Origin of the sequence: Empedobacter sp. GD03861 (genome assembly GCF_029840885.1) — a bacterium.
GTDB classification, from domain to species: domain Bacteria; phylum Bacteroidota; class Bacteroidia; order Flavobacteriales; family Weeksellaceae; genus Empedobacter; species Empedobacter falsenii_B.
This window is the reverse complement of sequence record NZ_JAOCDJ010000015.1, coordinates 1-24,708: the sequence shown is the minus strand read 5'-3', so window position 1 is coordinate 24,708 and position 24,708 is coordinate 1. Positions and strand designations below refer to the sequence as shown.

Below are 24,708 nucleotides of genomic sequence, written 5' to 3'. Positions count from 1 at the left end.
TTTTATTCTATTAGTTTATAAGAATCGAATCCAATTGGTTGAACTCGCATTTCGTCTATCAAATATTGCAATTCTTCGACGATTTTATCTTTTGGCGAATTTATGAATTTTGAAAGGATTTCGGCTTGCGTTTTTGTACCTTCTTTCAAATATTCAATTAAATCGGTTGAATTAAAGTTTTCATTTTGTTTTTTGGATTGACAAACATCGCATTTACCACAATTTTGATCAGATTTTTGATTAAAATATCCAAATAATAAACGTTCTCTACAAATTGTATTTTGTTCGGCATAATAAGCCATAGCTTGCAAACGTTTCCAATTATTCACTTGAATTGCTTCGAAATCTTTCCACAATTTATTTTTAAACGCATTAGAATCGCGCGGAACAAGAAATCTAAATCGCGCTAAAAATCGATCCGAATAATCAATAGAACCATTTTTTGCATATTCGTGTAAGCTATTCCTAATGTCGCCAATACTCATATGCAATTCAAACGCCATTTTACTTTCCGAAATTTCTCTATTATAAGTGTAAATTCCAGGGTAATGACGTTGTAAATAATCAAAAATTCGGTTTTCATTCAAATTAATCGAATGTGGTGACGCCAAAATTTGAATGCTACTATTTTGTGAATAATTTTTTTGCTGAATGATTTCTTTCGTATTTAAAAACTCTAAAAATTGAAGAACCATTTTAAGATTTAAACCAAATTTTTCGGCAAATTTTGGAAGATCCAATTGATAATTCATTTCCGTTAATTCGCCTTCCGCTAATTGCAATTGACTAAACAAACAATTCCCAATTTTGATAAAATCTTGTTGCGAAGGTAAATTCGCTTTGAAAATATTTTCTGCTTGAATTCGATCATCAGGATTGTACAAATAAATTCCATACGATTCCTGTTCATCACGTCCAGCGCGCCCAACTTCTTGGTAATACGCTTCTATTCCTTGTGGCAAATCGATATGAAAAACGGTACGAACATTTGGTTTGTCTATTCCCATTCCAAACGCATTTGTCGAAACCATAATTCGCGAATTACTTAACATCCAATCTTGCTGTTTTTGCTCTTTTTCGTCTTTGGTTAATTTGGCGTGAAAAAAATCGGCATCAAATCCATTTTGACTTAAAAAACTTGCAATTTCGTAGGTTAATTTTCGATTTCGAACAAAAATAATACTCGAACCAGGATATTTTTTTAAATAATAAATCAAATCATTTTTCTTATCAGCTGAAAGAAAAACATTGTACGAAAGATTTTCCCTTTTTAAAGAAGATTTAAATACTTCGGGATTATCTAACTCTAATTTTTCTACAATTTCTTGCTGAATTTTTTCTGTCGCTGTTGCAGTCAACGCTAGGATTGGAACTTTAGGAAGAATAGTTTTTAACCTCGAAATTCGATGATATGCAGGTCGAAAATCATGTCCCCATTCGGAAACACAATGCGCTTCGTCAACTGCAAGCAAACTAATATTGATTTGTTTCAATCGTTCAACAAAAATTCTACTTTGCAAACGCTCTGGTGAAACATATAATAATTTGATTTTGTTGTTTTGACAATCGTCCAAAATTTTCCCAATTGTATTTTGATCAATTTCATTGGTGATATATGCCGTAGAAATTCCTTTTGATTGTAAATTCTGAACTTGATCTTTCATTAACGCAATAAGCGGCGAAATGACCAATGTTAATCCATCAAAAATAATCGCTGGAACTTGATAACAGATAGATTTTCCGCCACCAGTCGGCAAAATTGCCAACGTATCTTTACCTTCCAAAATGCTTGAGATGATTTCCTCTTGCGGCGTTTTGAAAGAAGGATAATTCCAATACTTAAAAAGAATTTCTTTTGGTGTCAAATTACAAAGCTTTGTTGTAAATTTAGGTAAAATCTGCGATTTTATGTTTAAACTTAAAACTTCATTAGTTATTTTTTTTAAAAATTGTAAATAATTTTATGCTTTTATAAGAAAAATAATGGGGTGATTTTGGTTTAATTACTTAATCAATGAATTTATCATTTTTTATATTATCCGATAGATATCCCATTATAATAAACATAAATAATTGAAATCATTAAGACTATAGATTCAATGATCCAAATAAATTTTATCGGAATTTTTATACTTATTATAATAAGTTGTTCAATTAATAAAATAAAAAAGAAAATAATTAATCCAAAAAAAGCGATTGTTCCACCCAAGGCATTTCCTCCATTATTATCAATAAAAAGATAGTTTATAGACATAAATAAAAGGAAGAGTTCTAAAATACTCAACACAATTAATATTGGTGTAAGTTTAAATTTCATTTTAAAATAGATTCCAGAAAGTACAAAGCTTTGTTGTAAATTTAGGTAAAATCTGTGATTTATTAGAAGAATTAATCGATTATACCCTTTTTGTATTTTACAAAAAGTGAAATTTCATTCACTAATAAAACAATATTAAATCCTAAAAATAAAAGAATTTCTGAACTCATATTGAAGTAAGCTAATCGATCTTGCAAAATCATAAAAGGGGCTACAATTGCGGCTGATAAAAAAATACTGAAAAAAGCAGATTGAATAAGTGTTGCAATGCGAATCATATTTCGTTTTGCAACTTGTGATGGATTAATTATCAGAATAATAGAATTGAAAGTAATAAATGCAATAATTCCTGTATTTATTGATAGAAATGATGAAGAATCAAATGATTGAAAGATATATTTCAAGCTGAAATAAATTCCTTTATCGTAACAAAATTTACAGAAAATAATGAATGATATAATCGTAACGCTTATGGTAATTGCCTTATTAATTCTGCTTTCTTTTGGTGTTGCAACTAATCTTTTTCCAGTCAAAATGGAAGGAATATAATTTTTGTTTCCGTCTAAATAATTGTACAACAAAATAATAATGGAAAATCCTGTAAATATAAAAAGTGATAATAGTTGTAAAACTAAATCTTGTTCAATCAATTTATAATTTAAATCAGATTCATAAACTTCATTTGAAACAAAAATATAAATTCCAATCATCGCAACGACATAGAGTTGATAAACAATTCCCCAAGCAGGATTTAGGTTAAAAGGCTGATTATAATCTTGGACAATTTCACTATAACTTTTTTCGCGTTTGAAACTGCTTGATTCTTCTTCAAAATTGGTAGAATTTTGAAAAATTATACCAGTAACTGCAATAAATAATATTGAAGCTATTGCTCCAAAAAATACAAAAGCTGTGATTTGAACGTCGCAAAAATAATCTGTAATATTTATTAATAGAGGAGTTATAAGAAATAAAATCCATTTTGGACGAAGGTTTACTTGCCAAATTTCTTTTAGAATAAGTGTTTGAAATCAGCAATTGCTAATCCAAAAATTAAGAAAATAAAGGTCATAGAGTAGGTTTGGTTAAAAATACAAAAAGCCAACAAATTTGTTGACTTTTTGGTTTGAAATTTATTCTGTAATCCCTTCTAACATAAATAAGAAAGCATCTTCTTTTGCATCTTCTTTCAATGACTCGAATCGACCAGATGCACCACCGTGTCCTGTATCCATATTTGTATCTAAAAGTAAAATGTTATTATCTGTTTTTAAATCTCTTAATTTCGCCACCCATTTTGCAGGTTCCCAATATTGTACTTGAGAATCGTGTAAACCTGTCGAAACATAAAGGTTTGGATAAGCTTTCGCTTCCACATTATCGTAAGGCGAATACGATTTCATGTAATCGTAATATTCTTTTTCGTTTGGATTTCCCCATTCATCATATTCCCCTGTTGTCAATGGAATAGAATCGTCTAACATTGTTGTGACAACATCCACAAAAGGAACTTGCGCAATTACACCATTGAATAATGTTGGCTCGTAATTAATCACAGCACCCATCAACAATCCACCAGCAGAACCTCCCATTGCGTACAAGTGTTTTGATGACGTATAATTTTGTTGAATCAAATATTTTGCTGCATCAATATAATCGAAGAAAGTATTTTTCTTTTCTAACATTTTTCCATCTTCATACCATTCGCGACCAAGATATTGACCACCACGAATATGTGCAATTGCATAGATAAAACCTCTGTCCAAAAGACTTAATCGAACCGAACTAAAATAAGGCTCTATCGTGTAACCATACGAACCATAAGCGTAAAGTAGAAGAGGAGTTTCGGCAGAAAGAGGCGTATCTTTTCGACGAACTAATGAGATTGGAACCATTTCTCCATCGCGAGCTTCTGCCCAAATACGTTCAGAAATATAATTTTCTTTATCAAAATCACCTATAACAACTTGCTCTTTTTTGATTTCGAATGTTTTATCATTCATGTTAAAATCAATCACAGAAGAAGGAGTTGTCAACGATGTATATCCGTAACGCAAAATGTCAGTATCAAAATCTGGATTTGTGCCAACATTTGCTGTATAGGTTTCTTCGTTAAATGGCAAATAATAATCAGTTGAATTATCCCATGCTTTGATATTCATCTGCAATAAACCATTTGTGCGCTCTTCGATAACCAAATAATTCTTGAAAATTTCGAAACCTTCAATCAATGTTTCTTCGCGATGAGGAATTACATCAATCCAATTTTCTTGTTCTGTTTTTTCGACAGAAGTTTTCATTAATTTGAAGTTAAAAGCATCATCTTTATTGGTTTGAATATAAAATGAATCACCAAAATGTTCGATTGAATATTCTAAATCACGTTCTCTTTTTTGAAAGATTTTAAACTCAGCATCTGGTTGATTAGAAGGAATATATCTAAACTCGTCAGAAACAGTACTTGAAGATCCAATAATGATGTAATCTCTTGATTTTGATTTGTAAACAAACGCATTGAACGTATCATCTACTTCTTCAAAAACTAAAATATCATCTTCTTGTTTTGTACCTAATTTGTGTTTCCAAATTTGATAAGCACGCAATGTTTCATCTTTTCTTGTATAAAACAAGGTTTTATTATCAGCGGCCCAAACAGAACCTCCAGTTGTATTCTCTATTTTATCAGAAAGAATTTCTCCAGTTGTTAAATCTTTGATTTGAATCGTATAAATTCTTCGCGAAACATTGTCAACCCCAAAGGAAACCAATTGATTATTTGGTGCCATCGAAATTCCACCCAATTGATAGTACGAATGACCTTCAGCCATTGTGTTGACATCAAAAAGAATTTCATCTGGATTCTCTAAACTATCTTTTCGACGTTTGTGAATTGGATATTCTTTTCCTTTTTGATATTCCGTCAAATACCAATAACCATTCAATTTGTACGGAACAGACGAATCATCTTCTTTGATTCGCGCTTTCATTTCCTCAAAAAGTTTGGTTTGTAAAGCTTCTGTTGGTTGTAGAATAGCTTTTGTGTATTCGTTTTCTTGGTTCAAATAATTGATAACTTCAGAGTTTTCACGATCATTCAACCAATAATAATTATCGATGCGGATATCTCCGTGTTTTTCTAATTTTTGTTCTATTTTTTTCGCAATAGGTGCTTGCATTTTCTAAAATTTAAGGTGCAAATGTACTATAAAAACTTACTTTGAATAAGTTGTAGTTGACCAAGATTTATCACCTGTTTTATATTCGATGATGATATTATTTCCGTTCAAATAGCCAATTGTTTGGTAATTTCCGTTTTGAGAAATCACTGTCACATGGAAAATATTTTGTTGAGCAGCTGGATAAAATTGTGCAATAACTTGTGAATTTTCTTGGTCGATTAATACAAATTCGTTGTTATTTGTACTTGCTGTTGTGTAATTTTTTCCGTTTGATTTGTAAACGTTTTTGTTTTCTACAGTTTTATTTGACACTTGCGTAACGACTTTATTCGTTGTTTCTTTAATAGTTGTTGTATTTTCTGTTTTAGTTACAGGTAAATCTTTTGCATTTTGTTTTCCAACCTGATTCATAGCAAATGTTAAGGCTTCTTGATAACCTTTTGTAAAATCTTTTTCCTTTGACGAACCTTCATAAGTTGAAATCACATTATTATTACAGTCTGTAAACGTTACTTTTAATTTATTTTTAAAAGCAACAGAAGTATTTTCAATATTTGCTTTTGTAGCTAAACAAGGATTGATTTGCACATCTAACGGAATAGAATTTTCATTTACTATTTCATATTCTTTTTTTCTCAAAGCAGTTTTCAATCCTGTATTCAATTGATAATCTTCTTTTACGAAATCTTTAAATAGTTGAGGAATGATAACATATTTGTAATCAGCTACATTTTGTGCTTGTAATGACGATAAAGCAATAAGAAATAAACTTGATAATATAATTTTCATAGCAAGATTATTTAGCCGATAATTTAACTTCTTTCCAACTATTATTTTCAGAAACCTCATAGGAAATCGTATTTCCACTGATGTATCCTACCGAAAAATAATTCGAATTTCCTTTTGTAACAATTACTCTGTAAATTCCATTTTTTAGGGTCGGTTCAAATTTTGCAACAACTTGATTTCCGTTTTCGGACATCAACATAAAACCACCATTTTGTAGTTCAATTTTTTGATAAGTAGTTGTTCCATCTGTCAATAAATTCGTAGCAGTGACCTGATTTCCTTTTGGTTCTGGCATATATGCAGCTGTTGTTTCTGTTTGGGGTTTTTCTAATTTCACCATTGGAACGGAGGCCTTTGCATTTTGAGATTTCAAAGGATTTAAAGCTAATTTTATTGCTTCTTGGTAACCTTTGTCATATTCTTTAATCTTAGAAGTTCCTTCAAATTTTTCAATATTTTTATTAGAACAATCTGTAAAACTTACCTCTAATTTATTATTCAAAAAACTTTTAACTTTTAAAATATCCGCATTCAAAGCTAAACAAGGATTTTGCACAACTTCTTGTGGCCAAGAAGATTTATCAGAAGGTAAAACTTCATATTTTTTCTGCGTTAATATATATCTTAATCGATTACTTAATTGATATTCATCTTTATCAAAACTAGAAAATTTTTCAGGAATATTGATGTACTTATAATCACTTGTTTCTTGTGCATTTATAGTAGAAAAACTACATAAAAGTATAGCAGCTATTAAATTTTTCATTTAAAAAGTTATTTGTATCAAATATAAAAAAATAGAATTGTTTTAACCTAAATATATTTGTTATGCTGAATTTTTCATTCCAAAATAGTTAATAAAATTGAATCATTTCAAATAATATTATTTGTAAGAAATGATTTATAGATCTGATTATAAATGATTAACTTTATTTAAATTAAAATCATAAAATTATGTCAAGTTTAAAAGATAAAGTTGCGATTGTAACTGGTGCTAGTTCTGGAATTGGAAAAGCTGTTGCTGAATTATATGCCAAAGAAGGAGCAAAAGTTGTCGTTTCGGATATTAATGAAGAAGGCGGAAATGAAGTGGTGGAAATCATCAAAAAGAATGGAGGAGAAGCGATATTTTTTAAAGCGGATACTTCATTGCCAGAAGATAATGAAGCGTTAGTAAATAAAACACTTGAAGTTTATGGAAAACTTGATATTGCTTGTAACAATGCTGGAATTGGAGGTCCTGCTGAGATGACAGAAAATTATCCGTTAGATGGTTGGAAAAAAGTAATAGATATTAATTTTAATGGTGTTTTTTACGGATGTAAATATCAATTGCAAGCAATGGAAAAAAATGGAGGAGGTTCTATTGTTAATATGGCTTCTATTCATGGGACTGTTGCTGCGCCAATGAGTTCGGCTTATACTTCTGCAAAGCATGGAGTTGTAGGTTTGACGAAAAACATTGGAGCGGAATACGGACCAAAAAATATTCGTTGTAATGCAGTTGGACCAGGTTATATTATGACGCCTTTGTTGTCGAATAATTTGAGTGCAGATCATTTAGAATTGCTTGTTACAAAACATCCAATGGGTCGTTTGGGGCAGCCAGAAGAAGTTGCAGAATTAGTTTTATTCTTAAGTTCGGACAAAGCATCCTTTATGACAGGAGGTTATTACCTTGTTGATGGTGGATATACAGCGGTTTAAAATATTTTTGAGTGAATCTTTAAGATTAAATGGTTTTCTATAATTTAATCCTTAATTTTGCCTGAACGAAATACAAACAAACAATGAAATTTTTTATCGATACAGCTAACTTAGCTGACATTCAAGAAGCCCAAGATTTAGGAGTTTTAGATGGTGTAACAACAAATCCATCTTTAATGGCAAAAGAAGGAATTACAGGTCAAGAAAATATTTTGAATCACTACAAAGCAATTTGCGAATTAGTTGACGGAGATGTTTCTGCTGAGGTAATTTCTACTGATTTCGAAGAAATGGTAAAAGAAGGTGAAGCTTTAGCAGCTTTAAATCCTCAAATCGTAGTTAAAATTCCTATGACGAAAGATGGTGTAAAAGCTTGTAAATACTTTTCTACAAAAGGAATCAGAACTAACGTTACTTTAGTTTTCTCTGTAGGACAAGCATTATTAGCTGCAAAAGCTGGTGCAACTTACGTTTCTCCATTCATCGGACGTTTAGACGATATTTCGACAGATGGTTTAAACTTAATCGAAGAAATTCGTTTGGTTTATGATAACTATTTGTACGAAACTCAAATTTTAGCAGCTTCAGTTCGTAATACAATGCATATTGTTAATTGTGCAAAAATTGGTGCTGATGTTATGACAGGACCTTTATCATCAATCTTAGGATTGTTAAAACACCCATTAACAGATTCTGGATTAGCACAATTCTTAGCTGATTACGCTAAAGGAAATCAATAAATTGAATAGAATTTTCTATATATGAGTCGCTTAATTTTAAGCGACTTTTTTTATGAATTTATATTAATGAAAAGCTTTTAATTATCAAGTTGATAAAAATAGTGTTAATAAATAAAAAAAGATGTTTTATTGTGAATAATATAAAATTATTAATTGTAAATTGATAAAAGTATTAGAAACTAAAATATTTCTTATTAGTATGTTAAAAACATTTATTTTATTATCAGTCACGCTTGGTATCCCTTTTTTATTAATCATGTTTCTATATGGAAGCACATTTTTTAAGAAAAATATCAATAATGACTAATAATTTTTTCCATTTACTAGAATAAAAATCCTTCACTTGTATGAGCGAAGGATTTTTTTTATGATGGTTGATAAATGATTATTTTATAACAACTCTTTTATTGATTTCCATTTGTTTTCCAACAACTTTGATGATATAAACACCTGGAGTTTTGAAATTAACTTCAACTTCTTTTTGATTTGATGAATTAGAAACTTCATTAATTAATTGTCCGTTGAAATTAAAAACAGAAACTTTCTGAATTGATTTCGAATTATTTTCAAGTTTAACTTTAATCGAACGATTTGTTACATTGTAAACTGAAACATCATCACGCTTTTGATATTCGAAATCTCCAGTTCCTAAATTCGAACCCCAAATTTTTTCTGCATATTCAGGATGATCAATAAATGGGTTTCTGTTTTTTTGGTATCTGTAGACTAAATTATTAATATCTTTTTCACGATCAGAAACAGGATCATTTAAATGCCAAGTCATTAATATTTTCAAGAAAGTGTCTGTAAAAACTTTATCTTTTGTTTTATTAAACATAGCATAAGACCAACTCTGAATACCATTTTCTTGATAACGAGTAGCAAAATAAAAATAAGCACGAGCTATATCACCTTTAAACTCATCAATTGGTTCGAAAACTGTTCCAGAAAATCCCGCAGAGTATCCAGAGTTTTTATTACTTCCTAATTTAGAGCCATTTAAAGAAGTGTATGTTGCACTTTCAACAACTCCATAAGGAAAATTATCTCTTTTATTATTAACATAACCATCAGTTGGCCAGATATGGAATGCATCTGCAACCATAGGAGAGTTTTTATTAAAAACACTTTGAGGAATAATATGCTCTCTGTTGTAGCAGTCTCCTTCATTTTTATAACCAGAACTGCCACATTGATCTGAAGATTTTATAAAATTATAAGGATCAATTTTTTTCGGTATCTCTGAATAAATATCATAAATAGAATTATCTTTTTCATCATATTTATCTAAAAAACCATTATCAGAATCTGTTCTATTATAAAGTGTCCATAATCCGCCATATGTTAAATCTGTATGGTTTTTTATTATTTCATATAGCTGTGTTTTTAAGGTAAAGCTGCTACCAGTTGCAGTGTCGTAATAGTTACTTGGTGCTTGCGCTGACGCTAAAACACTTACTGTAAATATAGATAAAGAACATAAAATTTTTTTCATAAACAATTTAGCTAAAAAAAGCTGTGATTTCCACAGCTTGTACTTTGTATAAATTTATGAAATTTAAAGTTTACTAATTGTTAAATTATTTACTGTAATTTTGATAAATCACCAATGAATCTTGAATTTGTTTATTTAATAATTTGTATAAGTCAGGTTGATTTAAAGAAACTCCAGCTATCGATTTCAATTTTTTCTGAAAATTCTTAGAACCTAACAAAAATTTTGCTCGATAAGAATCTTTATTCATGACTTTTTTGGCTTGTAAATCTTTAAAATCTTTTCTAATTTTTCGTGCATATAATTCAGACAAGTCAAATTGCAACTGCATTTCTTTTAAAATTTCTGTATGTTGCATAGATAGCCACGAATTACTTTCATCAAATTTATTGGTAACCCAAAGTTCAGGAAGTTCTCCTGTAGATTCTGCAATTTGCCAACCTAATTTTGAATCTAAAAATCCTTGAGGAACCTTTGTTTGAATAGGTTTCTTTTTGAAGTTTTTGTAATTAAGCTTCATATCTTTTTTCCATTCAATTACAGATTGTGCTTGAAGAGGATGATATGTGAAAAAAGAAATTAAAATAAAAAAAATAAACTTGATTTATTCATCAGATAATCAGTGTGTTGATTTTAAATATTTTCTAATAAATCAAGTCTCATGCCATGAGAACCTTTTATCAAAATATTTTGAGTTTTGATTGGATTTTCTTTCAAATATTCTTCAAAGGCAACGCGGTTTTCAAATTTTTGAACTTTTGGATTATTCGTAATTGTTTCGCCAAAATTATGTCCTAAAATAAAAATTTGATCAAAATCTAAACTTTCAGCTAAATCTAAAATACGTTGATGCTCAGCTTTGGATTCTTCTCCAAGCTCGAACATATCACCAATAATAATTGTTTTAGAACCTTCAAATTTTGCAAAATTATTTAACGAAGCTTCCATACTACTTGGGTTTGCGTTGTAAGCATCCATCACAATTTTGTAATTTTCTTTATTGATAATTTGTGAACGATTATTTGATGGAAAATAATTTTCGATTCCGTTTTGAATAGATTTTGCGTCAATCCCGAAATGTTGTCCAATTGCAATTGCACACGAAATATTGCTAAAATTATAGTTTCCTGTTAAATGTGATTGAATTTTTAAATCTTGATATTTAACCGCCAAATATTCAGTTTCACTTTCTATCAATTCGATTTGAACATCTGCATTATATTGATCAGAAAATGTAATTCGATTAATATCCTCAGTTTTTTCAACTTGAATTGGATCATTAAAATTGACAAAAGCAGTTCTGTTATTTGCTCTCAAAAAATCATACAATTCAGATTTTCCTTTAATCACACCTTCAATTCCTCCGAAACCTTCTAAATGAGCTTTACCAAAATTGGTGATATACCCATAATCTGGTTGAGAAATAGAAGCTAATAACTCGATTTCTTTTTGATGATTCGCACCCATTTCGATCACAGCCATTTCTGTATCTTCTGGAATAGAAAGTATAGTTAAAGGAACTCCGATATGATTATTCAGATTTCCGAAAGTATAATGCGTTTTGAATTTCTCTTTTAAAACAGCTGAAATCAATTCTTTTGTCGTTGTTTTCCCATTAGAACCAGTCAATCCAATAAATGGTATTTTAAGGTAATTACGATAAGTTCTCGCTAAATCTTGTAGAGTTTCTAAAGCATCATTAACCAAAAAAATATTTTGAGATGTATTTTCAAATTCTTTTTCGTCAACAATTGCCATTGCAGCTCCTTGATTAATCGCTTCTTGAGCGAAAGTATTTCCATTAAAATTAGCTCCTTTTAAAGCAAAAAAGATACAATTTTGTGAGATGTTGCGTGTATCAGTCGTAACTATTTTCGATTTAAGAAATTGATCGAATATTTCTGCTGTTTTCATAATGTAAAAATAAAAAATCTCGATGAAATTAATCACCGAGATTTAAAATATTTTGAAAAGGATTATTATCCTCTACGCTTACGTTTTGATTCGAAACTACCAGAGTATTCTTGTGCTACACGGAAACCAATCCAGTTTGTTGCACTTGCTTGGTGTAAGTAGCGTCTTTGTCCTGGATCTATCCAGTAAATAGGGTCTTTCCAGGAACCACCTTTTACAACACGTGTTTCATCAGAGATGTCAGAAGTACGTTTAGAAGAATCTTTTTCTAAAATTACACGACCTTTTTCATCTACTCTAAATTTACGTTGAGGAGCGTTGTACATATCTTTTGTCGCTTGATCAGCAGATTTACCTTCCTCAGTACGTGGTGATAAAGAAGAATTAGGGTCACCATCACGATAATTTGTTAAATCATATACTGTTTGCTTTTTGTAAGCACCAGGTAATCCTTTGTAAACTAAACGTCCGTTGTCTAATGTATCATATTCAACATTTGTTTCGTCATATTTTTCAAAACCACCTGCTCCGTTGTCAATTTTTGTTTTTAAAATATTTCCACGGTAGTAGTTGAAATCGTTTGCTTCTTCATCAATAATTGGACGATAAACATCAGAAACCCATTCAGCAACATTTCCTAACATTCCGTAAAGACCAAAATCATTTGAAGGATATTTACGAACATCACTTGTAATTGCAGAACCATCGTTACCAAATCCACCAATTCCAGAGTAATCTCCACGTCCTTGTTTGAAGTTGTCTAAATATTGTCCTCTTTGAGCACCTTTTGTAACTCTTAAGTTGTTTTGAGCAACATCTTTTCCTTTGTATTCGTTGTATTCACGATTTCCAGGTAAAGCTAATGCTGCGTATTCCCACTCAGCTTCTGTAGGTAAACGGAAAGGTTGCACTTCTAAAGAACTAGTAGCGCGATTCGCTTTTAAGATACGGGTATTTTGTGTTTTGATTTGATTCGCTCTCATAATTTTCGTCGAGTCAATCGCTTCGTTTACATTTGTATCGCCTAACTTATATTGCTCAGCACTAAATGTCTTATTTCCGTAATTATATTCTTCATTAGCATAGTAATCTTTTGATAAGATTCCTTTGTTCATCAAGGCTTTTTCGTTTGCGCGGTCTGTTAACCAATCACAATAGTTAACAGCTTGTAACCAAGAAATACCAACTACTGGATAATAGCTGAATTCTGGTGAAAATAAATAATTTTCTGTAGAGAAATCATCACGAGATAATTGATTGTTAAAAACCGTTTCATCTGGTAATGCTCCATTATAAATATCCTTGTATTGTGTGTCTTCTGGTGGGAAAACAACTTTCAACCAAGTTAAGTATTCTTTGTATTCGTAGTTTGTAACCTCAGTTTCACCAATGAAGAAAGATTTTACTTGCATACGAACAGGAGAATTATTCCAATCGTGTAATACGTCATCTTTCGTAATTCCCATCGTAAAAGATCCACCTTCGATGAAAACCATTCCAGGCCATGCTTTGATGTTTTCTTTCTTTTTACCTGAAAAAAACCAACCTTTACTATCGTTTGGTTTCCATCCTGTACGACTTGTGAAATTTTTTGTTCCACCTCCTTTTTTCTTTCCTGAACTGCTTGCACAACCCATGAATACACTCATAGTTACAGCTGCAAGGGCAAGAGAAAAAATACGTCCTTTATTCATTTTCATAGAATATTTCTGGTTTTCGAAAATTAAATTTAATGCAAATAAAAGCATTTGACATTAATCTTACAACGAAAAAATGCTTTATTTCTTGTATCAAACGTAAGAATTATTTTTTTATTTTACGATTGAAAATATATTTGTCAAAATAGCGTTATTCAGACATGAAGAAATATTTTATTTTAGTAGCAACTTTGCTTCAATTTCCTCAATTGTTTAGTCAAAATTACAAAATAAATTGGGAGAATAATCAAACAATTTCTTTAACGAATGGAAATAAGGTAAATGTGCCGTTTTTTTCGAATAAAGATAATTATTTTGTTGGAGGATATTTTCTTCCAGAATTTGTCGTTGAGTTAAATTCTACAAATCAAGAAGTTGAATTGTCAAATGTTCAATTTAGAGAAGTACAGAATGAATTGGCTGATTTGAATACCTCTTCGATTACAGATAAAATTAATTTTTCTTCATATAATATTATTGATAAAAATGGTCAGCAAAAACTGATTGTTAAAGTTGTACCATTTGTCAAACAAAATAATAAGATTTTAAAAATAGAATCTTTCTCAATTGTTCCGAAATCAATACAATCTCGAAAAGCATCTTCTCGAAAATTAATTGATAATTCGACTACAAGTGTTTTGAAAACGGGAGATTGGTACAAAATAAAAGTTTCTAAAGATGGAGTTTTTAAATTAGATAAAAGTTTCTTTACCAAAAATGGAATTCCAACTAATTTTAATCCAAAATCGTTAAAAATCTATGGTAATGGAGAAGGGCGTTTGATGGAAAATTTGACGGAAGGACGAAAAGGAGCGCTGAATGAAATTCCAATAAAATTTGTAGGAGGCGAGGATGGAAGTTTTGATAACAATGATTACGCGTTGTTTTATGCGAAAGGTCCGCATCAGTGGTACAGAAATAATACGACAACGTTGAAAGATGCAAAAGTTCGCTATAATTTATATGATGATTTTGCTTATTATTTTATCAGTTTTAATGGAGAAGATGGCAAAAGAGTAGGAGAACAGGCGCTTACAGCAAGTCCTATAAAAACTTTTTCTACTTTTGATAATTTACAATTTCATGAAAAAGATTCGATTAACTTAAATGGTCTTGGGCAAATTTGGGTTGGAGAAAATATTGGCTTGAAAGATGGTTTCAAGAAAACGTTCAAAGCGAATGCTGTAAATGGTGGAGAAGCATATTTGCGTTATGCGGTGGTTGGAAAAAATGCAAACAATACATCATATAGCGTTAATTTAAATGGACAAACTTTTACTCATTCTTTAGGAAACTCTTTATTTGATAGAAATATTCAAGATAAAACAGTTTCATTAGGTTCAAATTCTATCGATATTGCGGTTTCTTCTAACGGAACCAATCCTTCTGGTTTAGCATATTTAGATTATTTACAATTACGTTTCAAAGATGGTTTAACCTATAATAATGAGCAATTTACTTTTCAGTTTTTAGAAGATATTAATGATGGAAGTGTGAATGCTTTTTCATTGAATAATGCTGCAAATGTTTCTGTTTGGAATGTTTCTGATATTCATTTAATTTCTTCAATTGTTCCGCAAAGTAATTTGTATAAGTTTAGCACAAATCATCTGAATCAGTTTGTCGCATTCAAGGATGAAAATGCTTTTACAGATGCAAAATATGTAGGGAAAGTAGCAAATCAAGATATTCGTAGTTTAACCGATATTAATTATATAATTGTCACGCATCCAAAATATTTGGATCAAGCTACTCGCTTGGCGAATTTTAGAAAAGAACATGATAAGATAAATGTTGCAGTTGTAACAACGGAACAAGTTTACAACGATTTTTCTTCTGGAAGTCAAGATCCTATTGCGATTCGTGATTTCTTTAAATTCTTAAAAGATAGATCAAGTCCAAATTTAGAATATGGTGTTTTGTTTGGAGCAACAACCTATGATCCAAAAAATAGAGTAAAGGATTTTACAAATTATCTTCCAACTTTTACAGACGAACCTTCTCTTGATATTGATGGTGCGATTGCAACGGATGATTATTTTGCAATGTTAAATGATAATGTAAAAATGTTATCGAATAGCGTAGACGGAATTTATAGTTACGATGCCAATTGGTTTGAAATAGCTGTAGGACGAATTTCTGCTTCTAACTCTGCTGAGGCAAAGATTTTGGTTGATAAAATAATTTCGTATTATGGTAAAGTTCAAGGAAAAGGAACTTCGTATGGCGATTGGCGAACAAAAATTGTTGCAGTTACGGATAATGACAATAATGTAAATACTCCAGGTTTAAATGCCAAAATTGATACAGAATTTTCTAAGCCTGAGAATCAAATTTATACGATTAATAAAATATATTCAGGAGCTCATCAACCCGAAAGTACTTCTGCTGGAGTTCGATACCCAACCGTAAATCAAGCAATTCTGAATGGAATCGAATTAGGTTCAAACTTCTTGATGTATTATGGTCATGGTGGTCCTCGTAGTTGGGCGCAAGAACGAATTATAACAGCAGAAGAATTAACAAATTTATCTAATTTTAATGCAGCCTATTCACGTTTACCTATTGTTACAACTGTGACGTGTGATTTTACAATTTGGGATTTACCGCAATATAATTCTGCTGGAGAAGCTATGTTGAAAAATGCAAATGGTGGAGCGTTATCTATGATTACGACTAATCGTCCGATTGGAACAGGCTATGGAGATTCGATGAATAATTTTTTGATTGAAGAATTTTTTAAGAAAGATATATTAGAAGAAAATCAAACAATTGGAAAAGCACTTAATCAAGCGAAAATTAAACATTCTGCAGGACATACAAATAACAAAAGTGTGAGTATTCTTGGAGATCCAATGTTGTCAATTCATCGTCCGCAACAAGATATTTATATAAAAAGTATCATAAATAGAAATGGACCAATAACTGAAGGGAACGTAATGAAAGCATTGGATTTTGTAACGATAAAAGGAAATATTGTTGGTGATACAGAATTTATAGGAAAAATAGCAGTTAGTCTATACGAAAAACCTGAAACAAAAACGATATTATCTGAATCTAATCACTCAGGAAAAACTTTCGAAACAGAAAATAAAACAATGTATAAAGGTACTGGTGTTGTTAAAGAAGGTGGAATATTCGAGATTAATTTTTATATCCCAAAAGATATTAATTATGAAGAAGGTAAACGTAAGCTTAAGTTTTATGCTTGGGATGATACAAAAGGGAAAGATGCTTCAACTGTGACAGAGGTGGATTTTAAGGGTATAAATCCTGATGGATTAAATGATGATGAACGTCCGCAAGGAAAATTATATATGAATAACCTTCATTTTGCGAATGGAGGAATTACAGATCGTTCGCCTTATTTGGTTGGTTGTTTAACTGATAATTCGGGTATTAATGCAACAGGATCAAGTATTGGACACGATATTGTAGCAACACTTGATGGAAAAGTGCAAGATGCTTATGTGTTGAATGAATATTATGATGGAGGTGATGCAAACCCATGTATCAATAAGAATTTTGAAGATTATCAGAAAGGACAAGTAATGTATCAATTGAAAAATCTTGAACTTGGTCAACATACTGTGAATTTAAAATTTTGGGATATCAACAATAATTCGAATACTGTAACGTTAGACTTTGTAGTAATGGAAAATGGAACAGGACAATTACATATTGATAAATTGTTAAACTGGCCAAATCCATTTACAAAGAATACGTTTTTCCATTTTGAACATAATTGTGATTCTGAGTTAGATGTAATGGTTCAGATATTTACAATTTCAGGAAAATTAGTCAAAACGATTCGTAAAACTGTTTCAGCAGAACCTTTTAGAGAAGGATATCGAACAGGTAAATATGCGATAGAATGGGATGGTTTGGATGATTTTGGCGATAAAATAGGAAAAGGTGTTTATATTTACAAGGTCAATGTGAAAGGTGTTGATGATACGGTTTGTAAAGGATCAGCCACCGCAGTTGAAAAACTTGTCATATTAAAATAATAAACAAAAAGAAAAAATATAATCAATAATATAACGAATGAAAAAAATTACAGCAAGTTTATTGATTTTAGCATCAGGATTTACTTTTGCTCAAAATAAAGATGAAGTTAATAATCCGATAATGACAGGAGCTCCATTTTTAAGAATTTCTCCAGATGCACGTGCTGGTGGTTTGGGAGATCAGGGAGTTGCAACTTCTGCGGATAATTATTCTCAATTTTGGAATGCGGCAAAATATGCTTTTGCACCTGATTATTCTGGTGTAGCTTTTTCGTATACGCCTTATATGGGATCTTTGGTGAATGATGTTTTCTTATTAAATGCAACTTATTACACTTTCTTAGGACAAGATGAGCGTAGTACATTAGGAGCAAGTATCTATTATTTCAATATGGGAGAAATAGAACTTAACCAATTACAAGGAACTGATATTGTTTCGATGGGAAAAGCAAAACCAAATGAATTCTCTATCGATTTATCATATGGTTTACGTTTAACGGATAACTACTCGATGGCGGTAACTGGTCGTTTCATTCGTTCAGATTTATTCAATGGAGTAAGCGATGGTACAGTTCAGCCAGCAAATACATTTGCAGTTGATTTAGCAGGTTATTATCAATCAGAAACAATGGATACCAACAATTTTGAAGGAAAATTACGTGGAGGTTTCCAAATCTCTAATATTGGTCCAAAATTAGATTATTCAAACTCAGAAGATAATGCATCATATTTACCAACAACATTACGTTTAGGTGTTGGATATGATTTCAAATTTGATGATTACAATAAAGTAGGTATCACAACAGAGTTTTCTAAATTATTAGTACCAACACCTCAATATGAATATGATGAAGAAGGGAATATAACAAATAGTTACATCCCAAATAAAGGTGTGATGGACGGTATCTTTAGTTCTTTTGGTGATGCACCAGGAGGAGGAAGCGAAGAATTAAAAGAAATTACGTATTCAGTTGGTGCAGAGTATTCTTACAATGATGCTTTATTTATTCGTGCAGGTTATTTCCATGAAAGCCCAATGAAAGGGGATCGTCAGCATTTAACATTAGGTTTAGGGCTTAAATACAATGCTTTTGCATTTAATGCTTCTTACTTAATTCCAATGTCAGAAACGAACAATGCCTTAGAAAATACATTACGTTTTGGTATTGCGTGGAACTTTGGAGGAGAAACACAAAATAGCTACGATTACTAGAAATTGTTAAGATTAAGTTATAATTGGCTAACCTTTTGGTTAGCCTTTTTTTATTTATTAACTTAAATCAAGTTTGAAATTAATAGTTAAAACTAATTCTAAATCAATTAAAAAACTAAACTTATTATGTCTAACGTTGGATTAATTTTAGAAGAAAAAGCTGCTGATATAGGAAATTTTTTGGTAGGTAGGTTATTACCATTTCGTCAAAAAAGACATGTCGGACCATTTGTATTTATCGATCATATGGGACCAACAAAAATGAAAGATTATCAAAATCTTGATGTTGGACCGCACCCACATATTGGCTTATCAACTTTGACTTATTTATTTGAAGGAGCGATTATGCATCGCGATAGTTTGGGAACTGAATTAGAAATTCAGCCTGGAGCTGTGAATTGGATGACTGCAGGTAAAGGTGTTGTGCATTCTGAGAGAACTCCTGAATATTTACGTACAACTGAAAAAACATTGCATGGATTACAAATTTGGGTGGCTTTGCCAAAAGAATTAGAAAATATGGAACCAAGTTTTGTTCACGTTGAAGCAGATAAATTACCAAATTGGTCAGACGAAAATGCAGATTATAAATTGATTGCAGGTAAGTTTGGTGAACATACTTCTGGCGTACCTGTTTATTCTCCTTTATATTTTATTGAAATTAAAGCTAAAAATGATTTCAAAGTTTCATTGGGAAAAGATTTGTATGGAGAATCTGCTTTGTATGTCTTAGAAGGTTCTATCAAAGATGGAGGAGAAACGTATGGAACAAAACAATTATTAGTAGCGAAAGAAGCTACTTTGTGTGAGTTTGAAATTGCGGCTGGTTCTACCGTTTATATTTTTGGAGGGGAAGAATTACCAGAAGAACATTTTATCTTTTGGAATTTTGTAAGTTCTTCAAGAGAAACGATTGAAACGGCGAAGGAAGATTGGATTAATCATCGTTTTCCTAAAGTTCCAGGTGATGACGATTATGTTCCGATTCCGCAAGCGCAACAAAAAACTAAAGTAAAAGAAAACGAAAAACAAATTGATAATGAGTGATATTAATGTAACGTCAACTTCGACGGATAAAAATTATATTTCGAATATTAAAGCAGGAAAACACGAATTTAATGTAGATGAACCTTTAGACAAAGGAGGTTTGGATACAGCTGCAAAACCAAGCGAATTATTGGGAGCTGCATTGGCTTCTTGTACTTCGATTACTTTGCAAATGTATATGAATCACAAAGAATTTACTTACAAAAAAGTTGAGGTAGATGTCAATTTTGATATGATTACAACTGAGCCAATCACTTTTCAACGTCATGTTATCATAGAAGGCGATTTCGATGAGAAACAACAAACAAGATTACTGAAAGTTGCAAATTCTTGTCCTGTGCACAAAGTGTTAGAAAAAGGTCACGAAATAGAAACAACGATAGAGTTTATTTAATAAAAAAATCCACTTCAGATGAAGTGGATTTTTTTTATCTTAATATTTTATTTAGCTAATCCTGGTTGGATATCCCGAAATTCCTTCGATTACAATTTTCGGATTACGTTTCAATAAAACAATTAATTGTCTTAATTTTTCTGCATTATAATCTTCATTAAACATATCATCGTGCATTAAAATTACCAAATGATTTTTTTCGAATGTTTTATTTTGATCCAAACGATGTACAATTCCTTCGTATATTTTTTCAGGCGAAGAAAGTTGATGATTTGCAGATTTTTTTCCACTTCTTTCCCATTCATAATCCCAACCGTAAATATAATATTGATTTTTAGCCAATAAATCAGCTGCTGGAATTGCATTTTTTACTGGATCGTCTTTTTTACGTTTGTTCAAACGCCATGTGTTACGCGCAGGCAAACGCACCCAACGAGAATGTATATCTAATACCACCTCATTTTTGCGAATATCTTCGTAAACATTTTCTGGTACATTGTAAAAAGCTTTGTATTTGTTGCGAGCATGCGAAAAAGTATGGTTAGCAATTTCTACATTTGGATTAGCTTTATAATCTTCTACATGTTGTTTCAAATCTTTTGTAAAAGCATTAAAACCAACTAAGAAAACCGTTCCTTTTACATTTTCTTCGGTTAATATTTTATTGATATTTTTGCTTCCTTTATATGGACCATCATCAAAAGTTAGGTAGACATATTGTTTTGTCGAATCAATAGGATTTTGCTTTTCTTCTTTTGCAATAGTATCTAATTGCAAAGTAGATGAGTCAATTTTTACTGTATAAATAGAATCAACATCATTCTGCAAAATTTCTTTTGGCTCAGAAGAAGTTGTTGTTTGATTTTGAATAGGATTATTTTCGTTTTTACAAGAAAAAACAAAAAGTAAAGTTCCAATTGCAAGAAAGCTTTTTAGATGTTTGTTGATAGTGAACATTGATTGTTTAGGTTTTGTGCGAAATTAATAATTTAATCTGATTTGAAATGTTAAATGATTGATGTTATTTATCAGATTATTAAGTGTTTACGGTTTTTAATTGTTGTAAATATTGCTTAATAACTTGAATTACACCATCTTCATCATTAGAAGGCGCTTTAAAATTTGCCACTTCTTTTACATTTTGATGCGCATTTTCCATTGCAAAACTATATTTTGCCAAGTGTAACATCTCCAAATCATTCATAAAATCGCCAAAAACAATGATTTCTTCAGAAGAAATATCCAATTTATTCATCAAAGCTTGTAATGCAACTCCTTTGTTCGATTTTTTATTCATAACATCTAACCATACTTCTCCAGAAACCACAACTTTTAATCCATATTTTTCAAAATCAACTAATTTTGGAAATACATTAAATTCTGTTCCATCAGCATGATTTACTGCAATTTTAATGAATTGTTCATTTTCGATTTTAGTTAAATCATCAACCCAAATATTTTTGTCATAATAATTTTTAAAATATTCTAAAAAAGTTTCATCTTTCGATTCCACATAAGCGGCATTTTTACCAGCCAAAACAATATTTGCACCTTCTATTTTACGCACTTCTTCTACGATTTCTTTTACAACAGACCAATCCAATTCGTCAACAAAAACTTCCTCACCTTTATAGGTAACATAAGTTCCGTTTTCAGCAATAATTGCCAATTCATCTTTTATATTTTCAAAATATGAAATGATACTATAGTATTGACGACCACTTGCAGGTACAAATGTGATGTTGTTTTCTTTTAATTCTTCGTAAATTTTATTGAATTCTGGACTTAATGAATGATCAGAACGCAACAAAGTTCCGTCCATATCTGTCACGATTAATTTTATATTTTGCATTGATTTTTTCTTAAATAAAAAAGGTCTCATAATTGAGACCTTAAAGTTAGTTATAAATTTTTGGTTTATTCTTCTGCGTTGTTCACGTGCTTAGAATTTTATAAAAAAATAAGAATCTTTTAACACTAAAAACACTAACTTTAAGTATTGTCAATTTCTACTATTTATTAGTATTTAATTCAAAAAAAGGAATCATATGGATACATCAAAATTATTTGATTAGCAGGAAAAACTGCTATTGTAACAGGAGATGGTAATGGTATAGGAAAAGCTTGTTGTGAAATGCTTGCGGCATATGGAGCTAATGTAGTGGTGTCGGATTGTATGATAGAACCTGCAAATAAAGTTGTGGAAGAAATTACATTAAAAGGAGGAAAGGCAATTGCATTAGAATGTAATGTGACAAAAGATGAGGCATTAGTAAATTTGGTTGAAAAGACGCTAGAAGCTTATGGACAAATTAATATTTTAGTAAATAATGTAGGTGGTGGTGGAGATGGAAGAGAAAGTCCATATGAAATTTCTGTTAATGAGTTTGAACGATTTTTTCAGATGAATTTTTTTAGTATGTGGCGTTTATGTCAGTTAGTAGCTCCACATATGAAATCTTCTGGCTACGGAAGTATTATCAATATGTCGTCTATGGTGTAAATCTTCAGCAAAAAGTGGACAGTTAAGACCTAAAAATTAAGTTAGTGTTTTCATTAAAACATTAACTTTAATTATGGCAAATTTTAAAAAGAAAACTCCAGAAAAATTTGTAAAAGATATCCGTAATAATACACGAAGAATTTTTACAGCTGAACAAAAGATATTAATCGTAATGGAAGCTTTACGAGCAGAGACTTCTATTGCTGAACTATGTCGAAAATATTCTATTTCACAATCTCAATTTTATAAATGGAATAAAGAGTTTTTGGAAGCTGGTAAAAAGCGACTTTCAGGTGATATAACACGTGAAGCAACGAGCGATGATGTTTCTGATTTACGTAAAGAAAACATGCGTTTAAAGGAGATTGTAGCCGATTTAGTTGTTCGCTATGATATCGTAAAAAAAACCTTGGACTCATTGGATTAATCAATAAATTCAAGAAATATATGCGATTATCAGCAAGTGAAAAATACGAGATTATTGAAGTTGTTACACGTTCAGAAATCGGTGTTAAACGGACTTTGGATGAGTTTGGTATTTCCAGAAGTACATTTTACAAATGGTATTCTAATTATCTTGAAAATGGATTTGAAGGTTTAGAATCAAAACGTCCATCTATTCATCGAAAATGGAACAGTATTCCCGAATCTCAGAAAGATTTGATTGTAGAATTAGCGTTAGATTATCCAGAATTATCGGCAAGGGAATTAGCCTTTAAAATGACAGATGAATTAGGAATTTTTATTTCAGAATCGAGCGTTTATCGGATATTAAAACAACGAGATTTGATTTCTGCACCCAATCATATCTTAATTTCAGCAGCAAATGAATTCAAGGACAAAACCAATTTTGTACATGAAATGTGGCAAACAGATTTTACATATTTCAAGATTATTGGTTGGGGTTGGTACTATTTGAGCACGATTTTGGACGATTACAGCCGCTATATTATTCATTGGGAGTTGTGCAGCTCGATGAAGGCTGAAGATGTAAAAAGAACCATCAAAAAGGCAATTGAAAAGGCTCAAATTAAAACCAAACAGAAACCAAAATTATTGTCAGACAATGGGCCTTGTTATGTTTCGAATGAATTAAAAGATTATTTGAAAAATACTCAAAAAATGAAACATGTTCGAGGAAAACCGCTTCATCTCAAACGCAAGGAAAAATTGAACGTTATCATAGAACAATGAAAAATGTGGTAAAATTGGATCATTATTATCATCCTGAAGAACTCATTTTCGCACTCGAAAATTTTGTCGAAAATTATAATAATCGCCGATATCACGAGGCTTTAGATAATTTGACACCTGCTGATGTGTATTTTGGAAGAGGTGATAAAATCTTGGAACAAAGAGCAATTATTAAACAAAAAACAATTGCAAAAAGAAGGCAATTGTATTTTCAACAAAAAATTCTAAATTTATAAATAAAACGCTCTCTTAATTTTTAGTTTAAAGTGTCTCATTTGTTTTGAAAACGTACAGTGTGAAATAAATTGTCATCAGCTATCGCTTTTTTACCAAAACCTGCTTGCATCATTTTATCTAAATCATAAAAATGACGAGTTAATCTATCTGTTCTGATTTTATCAATTGGTTTAGAAAATTCTTCATGAAGTAATAAAACCTTTTCTATAAATGTACGTGTTGGAATTACTACTTGGACATTAAAATCAGGTTCAGTAAAAGGTAAATCTTTA

General features: G+C 30.8%; 20 protein-coding genes and 1 pseudogene. 8 read left to right on the top strand and 13 right to left on the bottom strand.

Going from position 1 to position 24,708, the window contains the following annotated elements; genetic code table 11:
• Nucleotides 1-2: 2 nt before the first annotated feature.
• The 6 genes from N5D03_RS08960 to N5D03_RS08935 all read right to left on the bottom strand — a co-directional run bounded on the left by N5D03_RS08960 (nucleotide 3) and on the right by N5D03_RS08935 (nucleotide 7,051).
• Nucleotides 3-1,865 (bottom strand): ATP-dependent DNA helicase RecQ, encoded by a 1,863-nt coding sequence (locus tag N5D03_RS08960; protein ID WP_125349839.1) that lies wholly within the window; start codon nucleotides 1,863-1,865, stop codon nucleotides 3-5.
• Between the two features lie 170 nt (nucleotides 1,866-2,035).
• Nucleotides 2,036-2,317: a hypothetical protein gene (locus tag N5D03_RS08955; RefSeq protein ID WP_219034993.1), complete on the bottom strand. Its 282-nt coding sequence runs from the start codon at nucleotides 2,315-2,317 to the stop codon at nucleotides 2,036-2,038.
• Between the two features lie 71 nt (nucleotides 2,318-2,388).
• Nucleotides 2,389-3,027 carry a hypothetical protein gene (locus tag N5D03_RS08950; RefSeq protein WP_115000778.1) on the bottom strand — a complete coding sequence of 213 codons (639 nt, stop codon included), beginning with the start codon at nucleotides 3,025-3,027 and terminating at the stop codon, nucleotides 2,389-2,391.
• 423 nt (nucleotides 3,028-3,450) lie between these two features.
• Nucleotides 3,451-5,493, bottom strand: a complete 2,043-nt coding sequence (locus N5D03_RS08945) for a S9 family peptidase (protein ID WP_219034992.1) — start codon at nucleotides 5,491-5,493, stop codon at nucleotides 3,451-3,453.
• 36 nt (nucleotides 5,494-5,529) lie between these two features.
• Nucleotides 5,530-6,285 (bottom strand): hypothetical protein, encoded by a 756-nt coding sequence (locus N5D03_RS08940; RefSeq protein ID WP_280051419.1) that lies wholly within the window; start codon nucleotides 6,283-6,285, stop codon nucleotides 5,530-5,532.
• 7 nt (nucleotides 6,286-6,292) lie between these two features.
• The gene (locus N5D03_RS08935) at nucleotides 6,293-7,051 is read right to left on the bottom strand and encodes a hypothetical protein (protein ID WP_280051418.1); all 759 of its coding nucleotides are present in this window, start codon (nucleotides 7,049-7,051) and stop codon (nucleotides 6,293-6,295) included.
• A 188-nt stretch (nucleotides 7,052-7,239) separates the two neighbouring features.
• Between N5D03_RS08935 and N5D03_RS08930 the strand changes: the two genes are divergently transcribed.
• Both N5D03_RS08930 and fsa read left to right on the top strand, forming a co-directional pair.
• Nucleotides 7,240-7,992 (top strand): glucose 1-dehydrogenase, encoded by a 753-nt coding sequence (locus tag N5D03_RS08930; RefSeq protein WP_280051417.1) that lies wholly within the window; start codon nucleotides 7,240-7,242, stop codon nucleotides 7,990-7,992.
• A gap of 83 nt (nucleotides 7,993-8,075) precedes the next feature.
• Complete coding sequence (gene fsa / locus N5D03_RS08925) at nucleotides 8,076-8,732, top strand: fructose-6-phosphate aldolase (protein ID WP_280051416.1); 657 nt, start codon at nucleotides 8,076-8,078, stop codon at nucleotides 8,730-8,732.
• A 385-nt stretch (nucleotides 8,733-9,117) separates the two neighbouring features.
• Here the strand turns inward: fsa and N5D03_RS08920 are convergent, their stop codons facing one another.
• The 4 genes from N5D03_RS08920 to gldJ all read right to left on the bottom strand — a co-directional run bounded on the left by N5D03_RS08920 (nucleotide 9,118) and on the right by gldJ (nucleotide 13,835).
• On the bottom strand, nucleotides 9,118-10,227 hold the full coding sequence (locus N5D03_RS08920; RefSeq protein WP_125349845.1) for an endonuclease: 1,110 nt from the start codon (nucleotides 10,225-10,227) through the stop codon (nucleotides 9,118-9,120).
• 85 nt (nucleotides 10,228-10,312) lie between these two features.
• Nucleotides 10,313-10,747, bottom strand: coding sequence for a hypothetical protein (locus N5D03_RS08915; RefSeq protein ID WP_147280004.1), 435 nt, complete (start codon nucleotides 10,745-10,747; stop codon nucleotides 10,313-10,315).
• Nucleotides 10,748-10,860: 113 nt separating this feature from the next.
• Entirely contained in the window at nucleotides 10,861-12,141 is a 1,281-nt protein-coding gene (gene murF, locus N5D03_RS08910; RefSeq protein ID WP_280051415.1) for a UDP-N-acetylmuramoyl-tripeptide--D-alanyl-D-alanine ligase, read from the bottom strand.
• 65 nt (nucleotides 12,142-12,206) lie between these two features.
• Nucleotides 12,207-13,835: a gliding motility lipoprotein GldJ gene (gldJ, locus tag N5D03_RS08905; protein WP_280051438.1), complete on the bottom strand. Its 1,629-nt coding sequence runs from the start codon at nucleotides 13,833-13,835 to the stop codon at nucleotides 12,207-12,209.
• Nucleotides 13,836-13,999: 164 nt separating this feature from the next.
• Here gldJ and porU point away from each other — a divergent pair, with 164 nt between their 5' ends.
• The 4 genes from porU to N5D03_RS08885 all read left to right on the top strand — a co-directional run bounded on the left by porU (nucleotide 14,000) and on the right by N5D03_RS08885 (nucleotide 20,502).
• On the top strand, nucleotides 14,000-17,848 hold the full coding sequence (gene porU, locus N5D03_RS08900) for a type IX secretion system sortase PorU (RefSeq protein WP_280051414.1): 3,849 nt from the start codon (nucleotides 14,000-14,002) through the stop codon (nucleotides 17,846-17,848).
• Between the two features lie 37 nt (nucleotides 17,849-17,885).
• Nucleotides 17,886-19,061: a type IX secretion system outer membrane channel protein PorV gene (gene porV, locus N5D03_RS08895; RefSeq protein ID WP_280051413.1), complete on the top strand. Its 1,176-nt coding sequence runs from the start codon at nucleotides 17,886-17,888 to the stop codon at nucleotides 19,059-19,061.
• A 126-nt stretch (nucleotides 19,062-19,187) separates the two neighbouring features.
• Nucleotides 19,188-20,108, top strand: a complete 921-nt coding sequence (locus tag N5D03_RS08890; protein WP_115000764.1) for a pirin family protein — start codon at nucleotides 19,188-19,190, stop codon at nucleotides 20,106-20,108.
• A complete protein-coding gene (locus N5D03_RS08885; protein ID WP_115000762.1) occupies nucleotides 20,101-20,502 on the top strand; it encodes an OsmC family protein in 402 nt (133 codons plus the stop codon). The genes N5D03_RS08890 and N5D03_RS08885 overlap by 8 nt, the downstream gene beginning before the upstream one ends.
• A 51-nt stretch (nucleotides 20,503-20,553) precedes the next feature.
• On the opposite strand, the gene N5D03_RS08880 is transcribed toward N5D03_RS08885, so the two are convergent.
• A complete protein-coding gene (locus N5D03_RS08880; RefSeq protein WP_280049636.1) occupies nucleotides 20,554-21,459 on the bottom strand; it encodes a polysaccharide deacetylase family protein in 906 nt (301 codons plus the stop codon).
• 79 nt (nucleotides 21,460-21,538) lie between these two features.
• Complete coding sequence (locus tag N5D03_RS08875; protein ID WP_280051412.1) at nucleotides 21,539-22,354, bottom strand: HAD family hydrolase; 816 nt, start codon at nucleotides 22,352-22,354, stop codon at nucleotides 21,539-21,541.
• 282 nt (nucleotides 22,355-22,636) lie between these two features.
• On the opposite strand from N5D03_RS08875, the gene N5D03_RS08870 reads away from it, so the two are divergent.
• Together N5D03_RS08870 and N5D03_RS08865 are read left to right on the top strand one after the other, a co-directional pair.
• Nucleotides 22,637-23,005: an SDR family NAD(P)-dependent oxidoreductase gene (locus N5D03_RS08870; protein WP_260391996.1), complete on the top strand. Its 369-nt coding sequence runs from the start codon at nucleotides 22,637-22,639 to the stop codon at nucleotides 23,003-23,005.
• Between the two features lie 73 nt (nucleotides 23,006-23,078).
• Nucleotides 23,079-24,435 (top strand): annotated as a pseudogene (locus tag N5D03_RS08865) (IS3 family transposase).
• Nucleotides 24,436-24,470: 35 nt separating this feature from the next.
• On the opposite strand, the gene N5D03_RS08860 reads toward N5D03_RS08865, so the two are convergent.
• On the bottom strand, nucleotides 24,471-24,708 hold a 238-nt coding region (locus tag N5D03_RS08860), incomplete at its 5' end, for a nucleotidyl transferase AbiEii/AbiGii toxin family protein (protein ID WP_280051410.1).

What these genes read in the sequence shown, in the direction of transcription:
- N5D03_RS08955 (WP_219034993.1), bottom strand. Translation starts at nt 2,317, where the DNA reads ATGAAATTTAAACTTACACCAATATTAATTGTGTTGAGTATTTTAGAA.
- N5D03_RS08950 (WP_115000778.1), bottom strand. Translation starts at nt 3,027, where the DNA reads ATGATTGGAATTTATATTTTTGTTTCAAATGAAGTTTATGAATCTGAT.
- N5D03_RS08945 (WP_219034992.1), bottom strand. Translation starts at nt 5,493, where the DNA reads ATGCAAGCACCTATTGCGAAAAAAATAGAACAAAAATTAGAAAAACAC.
- N5D03_RS08940 (WP_280051419.1), bottom strand. Translation starts at nt 6,285, where the DNA reads ATGAAAATTATATTATCAAGTTTATTTCTTATTGCTTTATCGTCATTA.
- N5D03_RS08935 (WP_280051418.1), bottom strand. Translation starts at nt 7,051, where the DNA reads ATGAAAAATTTAATAGCTGCTATACTTTTATGTAGTTTTTCTACTATA.
- N5D03_RS08930 (WP_280051417.1), top strand. Translation starts at nt 7,240, where the DNA reads ATGTCAAGTTTAAAAGATAAAGTTGCGATTGTAACTGGTGCTAGTTCT.
- fsa (WP_280051416.1), top strand. Translation starts at nt 8,076, where the DNA reads ATGAAATTTTTTATCGATACAGCTAACTTAGCTGACATTCAAGAAGCC.
- N5D03_RS08920 (WP_125349845.1), bottom strand. Translation starts at nt 10,227, where the DNA reads ATGAAAAAAATTTTATGTTCTTTATCTATATTTACAGTAAGTGTTTTA.
- N5D03_RS08915 (WP_147280004.1), bottom strand. Translation starts at nt 10,747, where the DNA reads ATGAAGCTTAATTACAAAAACTTCAAAAAGAAACCTATTCAAACAAAG.
- murF (WP_280051415.1), bottom strand. Translation starts at nt 12,141, where the DNA reads ATGAAAACAGCAGAAATATTCGATCAATTTCTTAAATCGAAAATAGTT.
- gldJ (WP_280051438.1), bottom strand. Translation starts at nt 13,835, where the DNA reads ATGAATAAAGGACGTATTTTTTCTCTTGCCCTTGCAGCTGTAACTATG.
- porU (WP_280051414.1), top strand. Translation starts at nt 14,000, where the DNA reads ATGAAGAAATATTTTATTTTAGTAGCAACTTTGCTTCAATTTCCTCAA.
- porV (WP_280051413.1), top strand. Translation starts at nt 17,886, where the DNA reads ATGAAAAAAATTACAGCAAGTTTATTGATTTTAGCATCAGGATTTACT.
- N5D03_RS08890 (WP_115000764.1), top strand. Translation starts at nt 19,188, where the DNA reads ATGTCTAACGTTGGATTAATTTTAGAAGAAAAAGCTGCTGATATAGGA.
- N5D03_RS08885 (WP_115000762.1), top strand. Translation starts at nt 20,101, where the DNA reads ATGAGTGATATTAATGTAACGTCAACTTCGACGGATAAAAATTATATT.
- N5D03_RS08880 (WP_280049636.1), bottom strand. Translation starts at nt 21,459, where the DNA reads ATGTTCACTATCAACAAACATCTAAAAAGCTTTCTTGCAATTGGAACT.
- N5D03_RS08875 (WP_280051412.1), bottom strand. Translation starts at nt 22,354, where the DNA reads ATGCAAAATATAAAATTAATCGTGACAGATATGGACGGAACTTTGTTG.
- N5D03_RS08870 (WP_260391996.1), top strand. Translation starts at nt 22,637, where the DNA reads ATGCTTGCGGCATATGGAGCTAATGTAGTGGTGTCGGATTGTATGATA.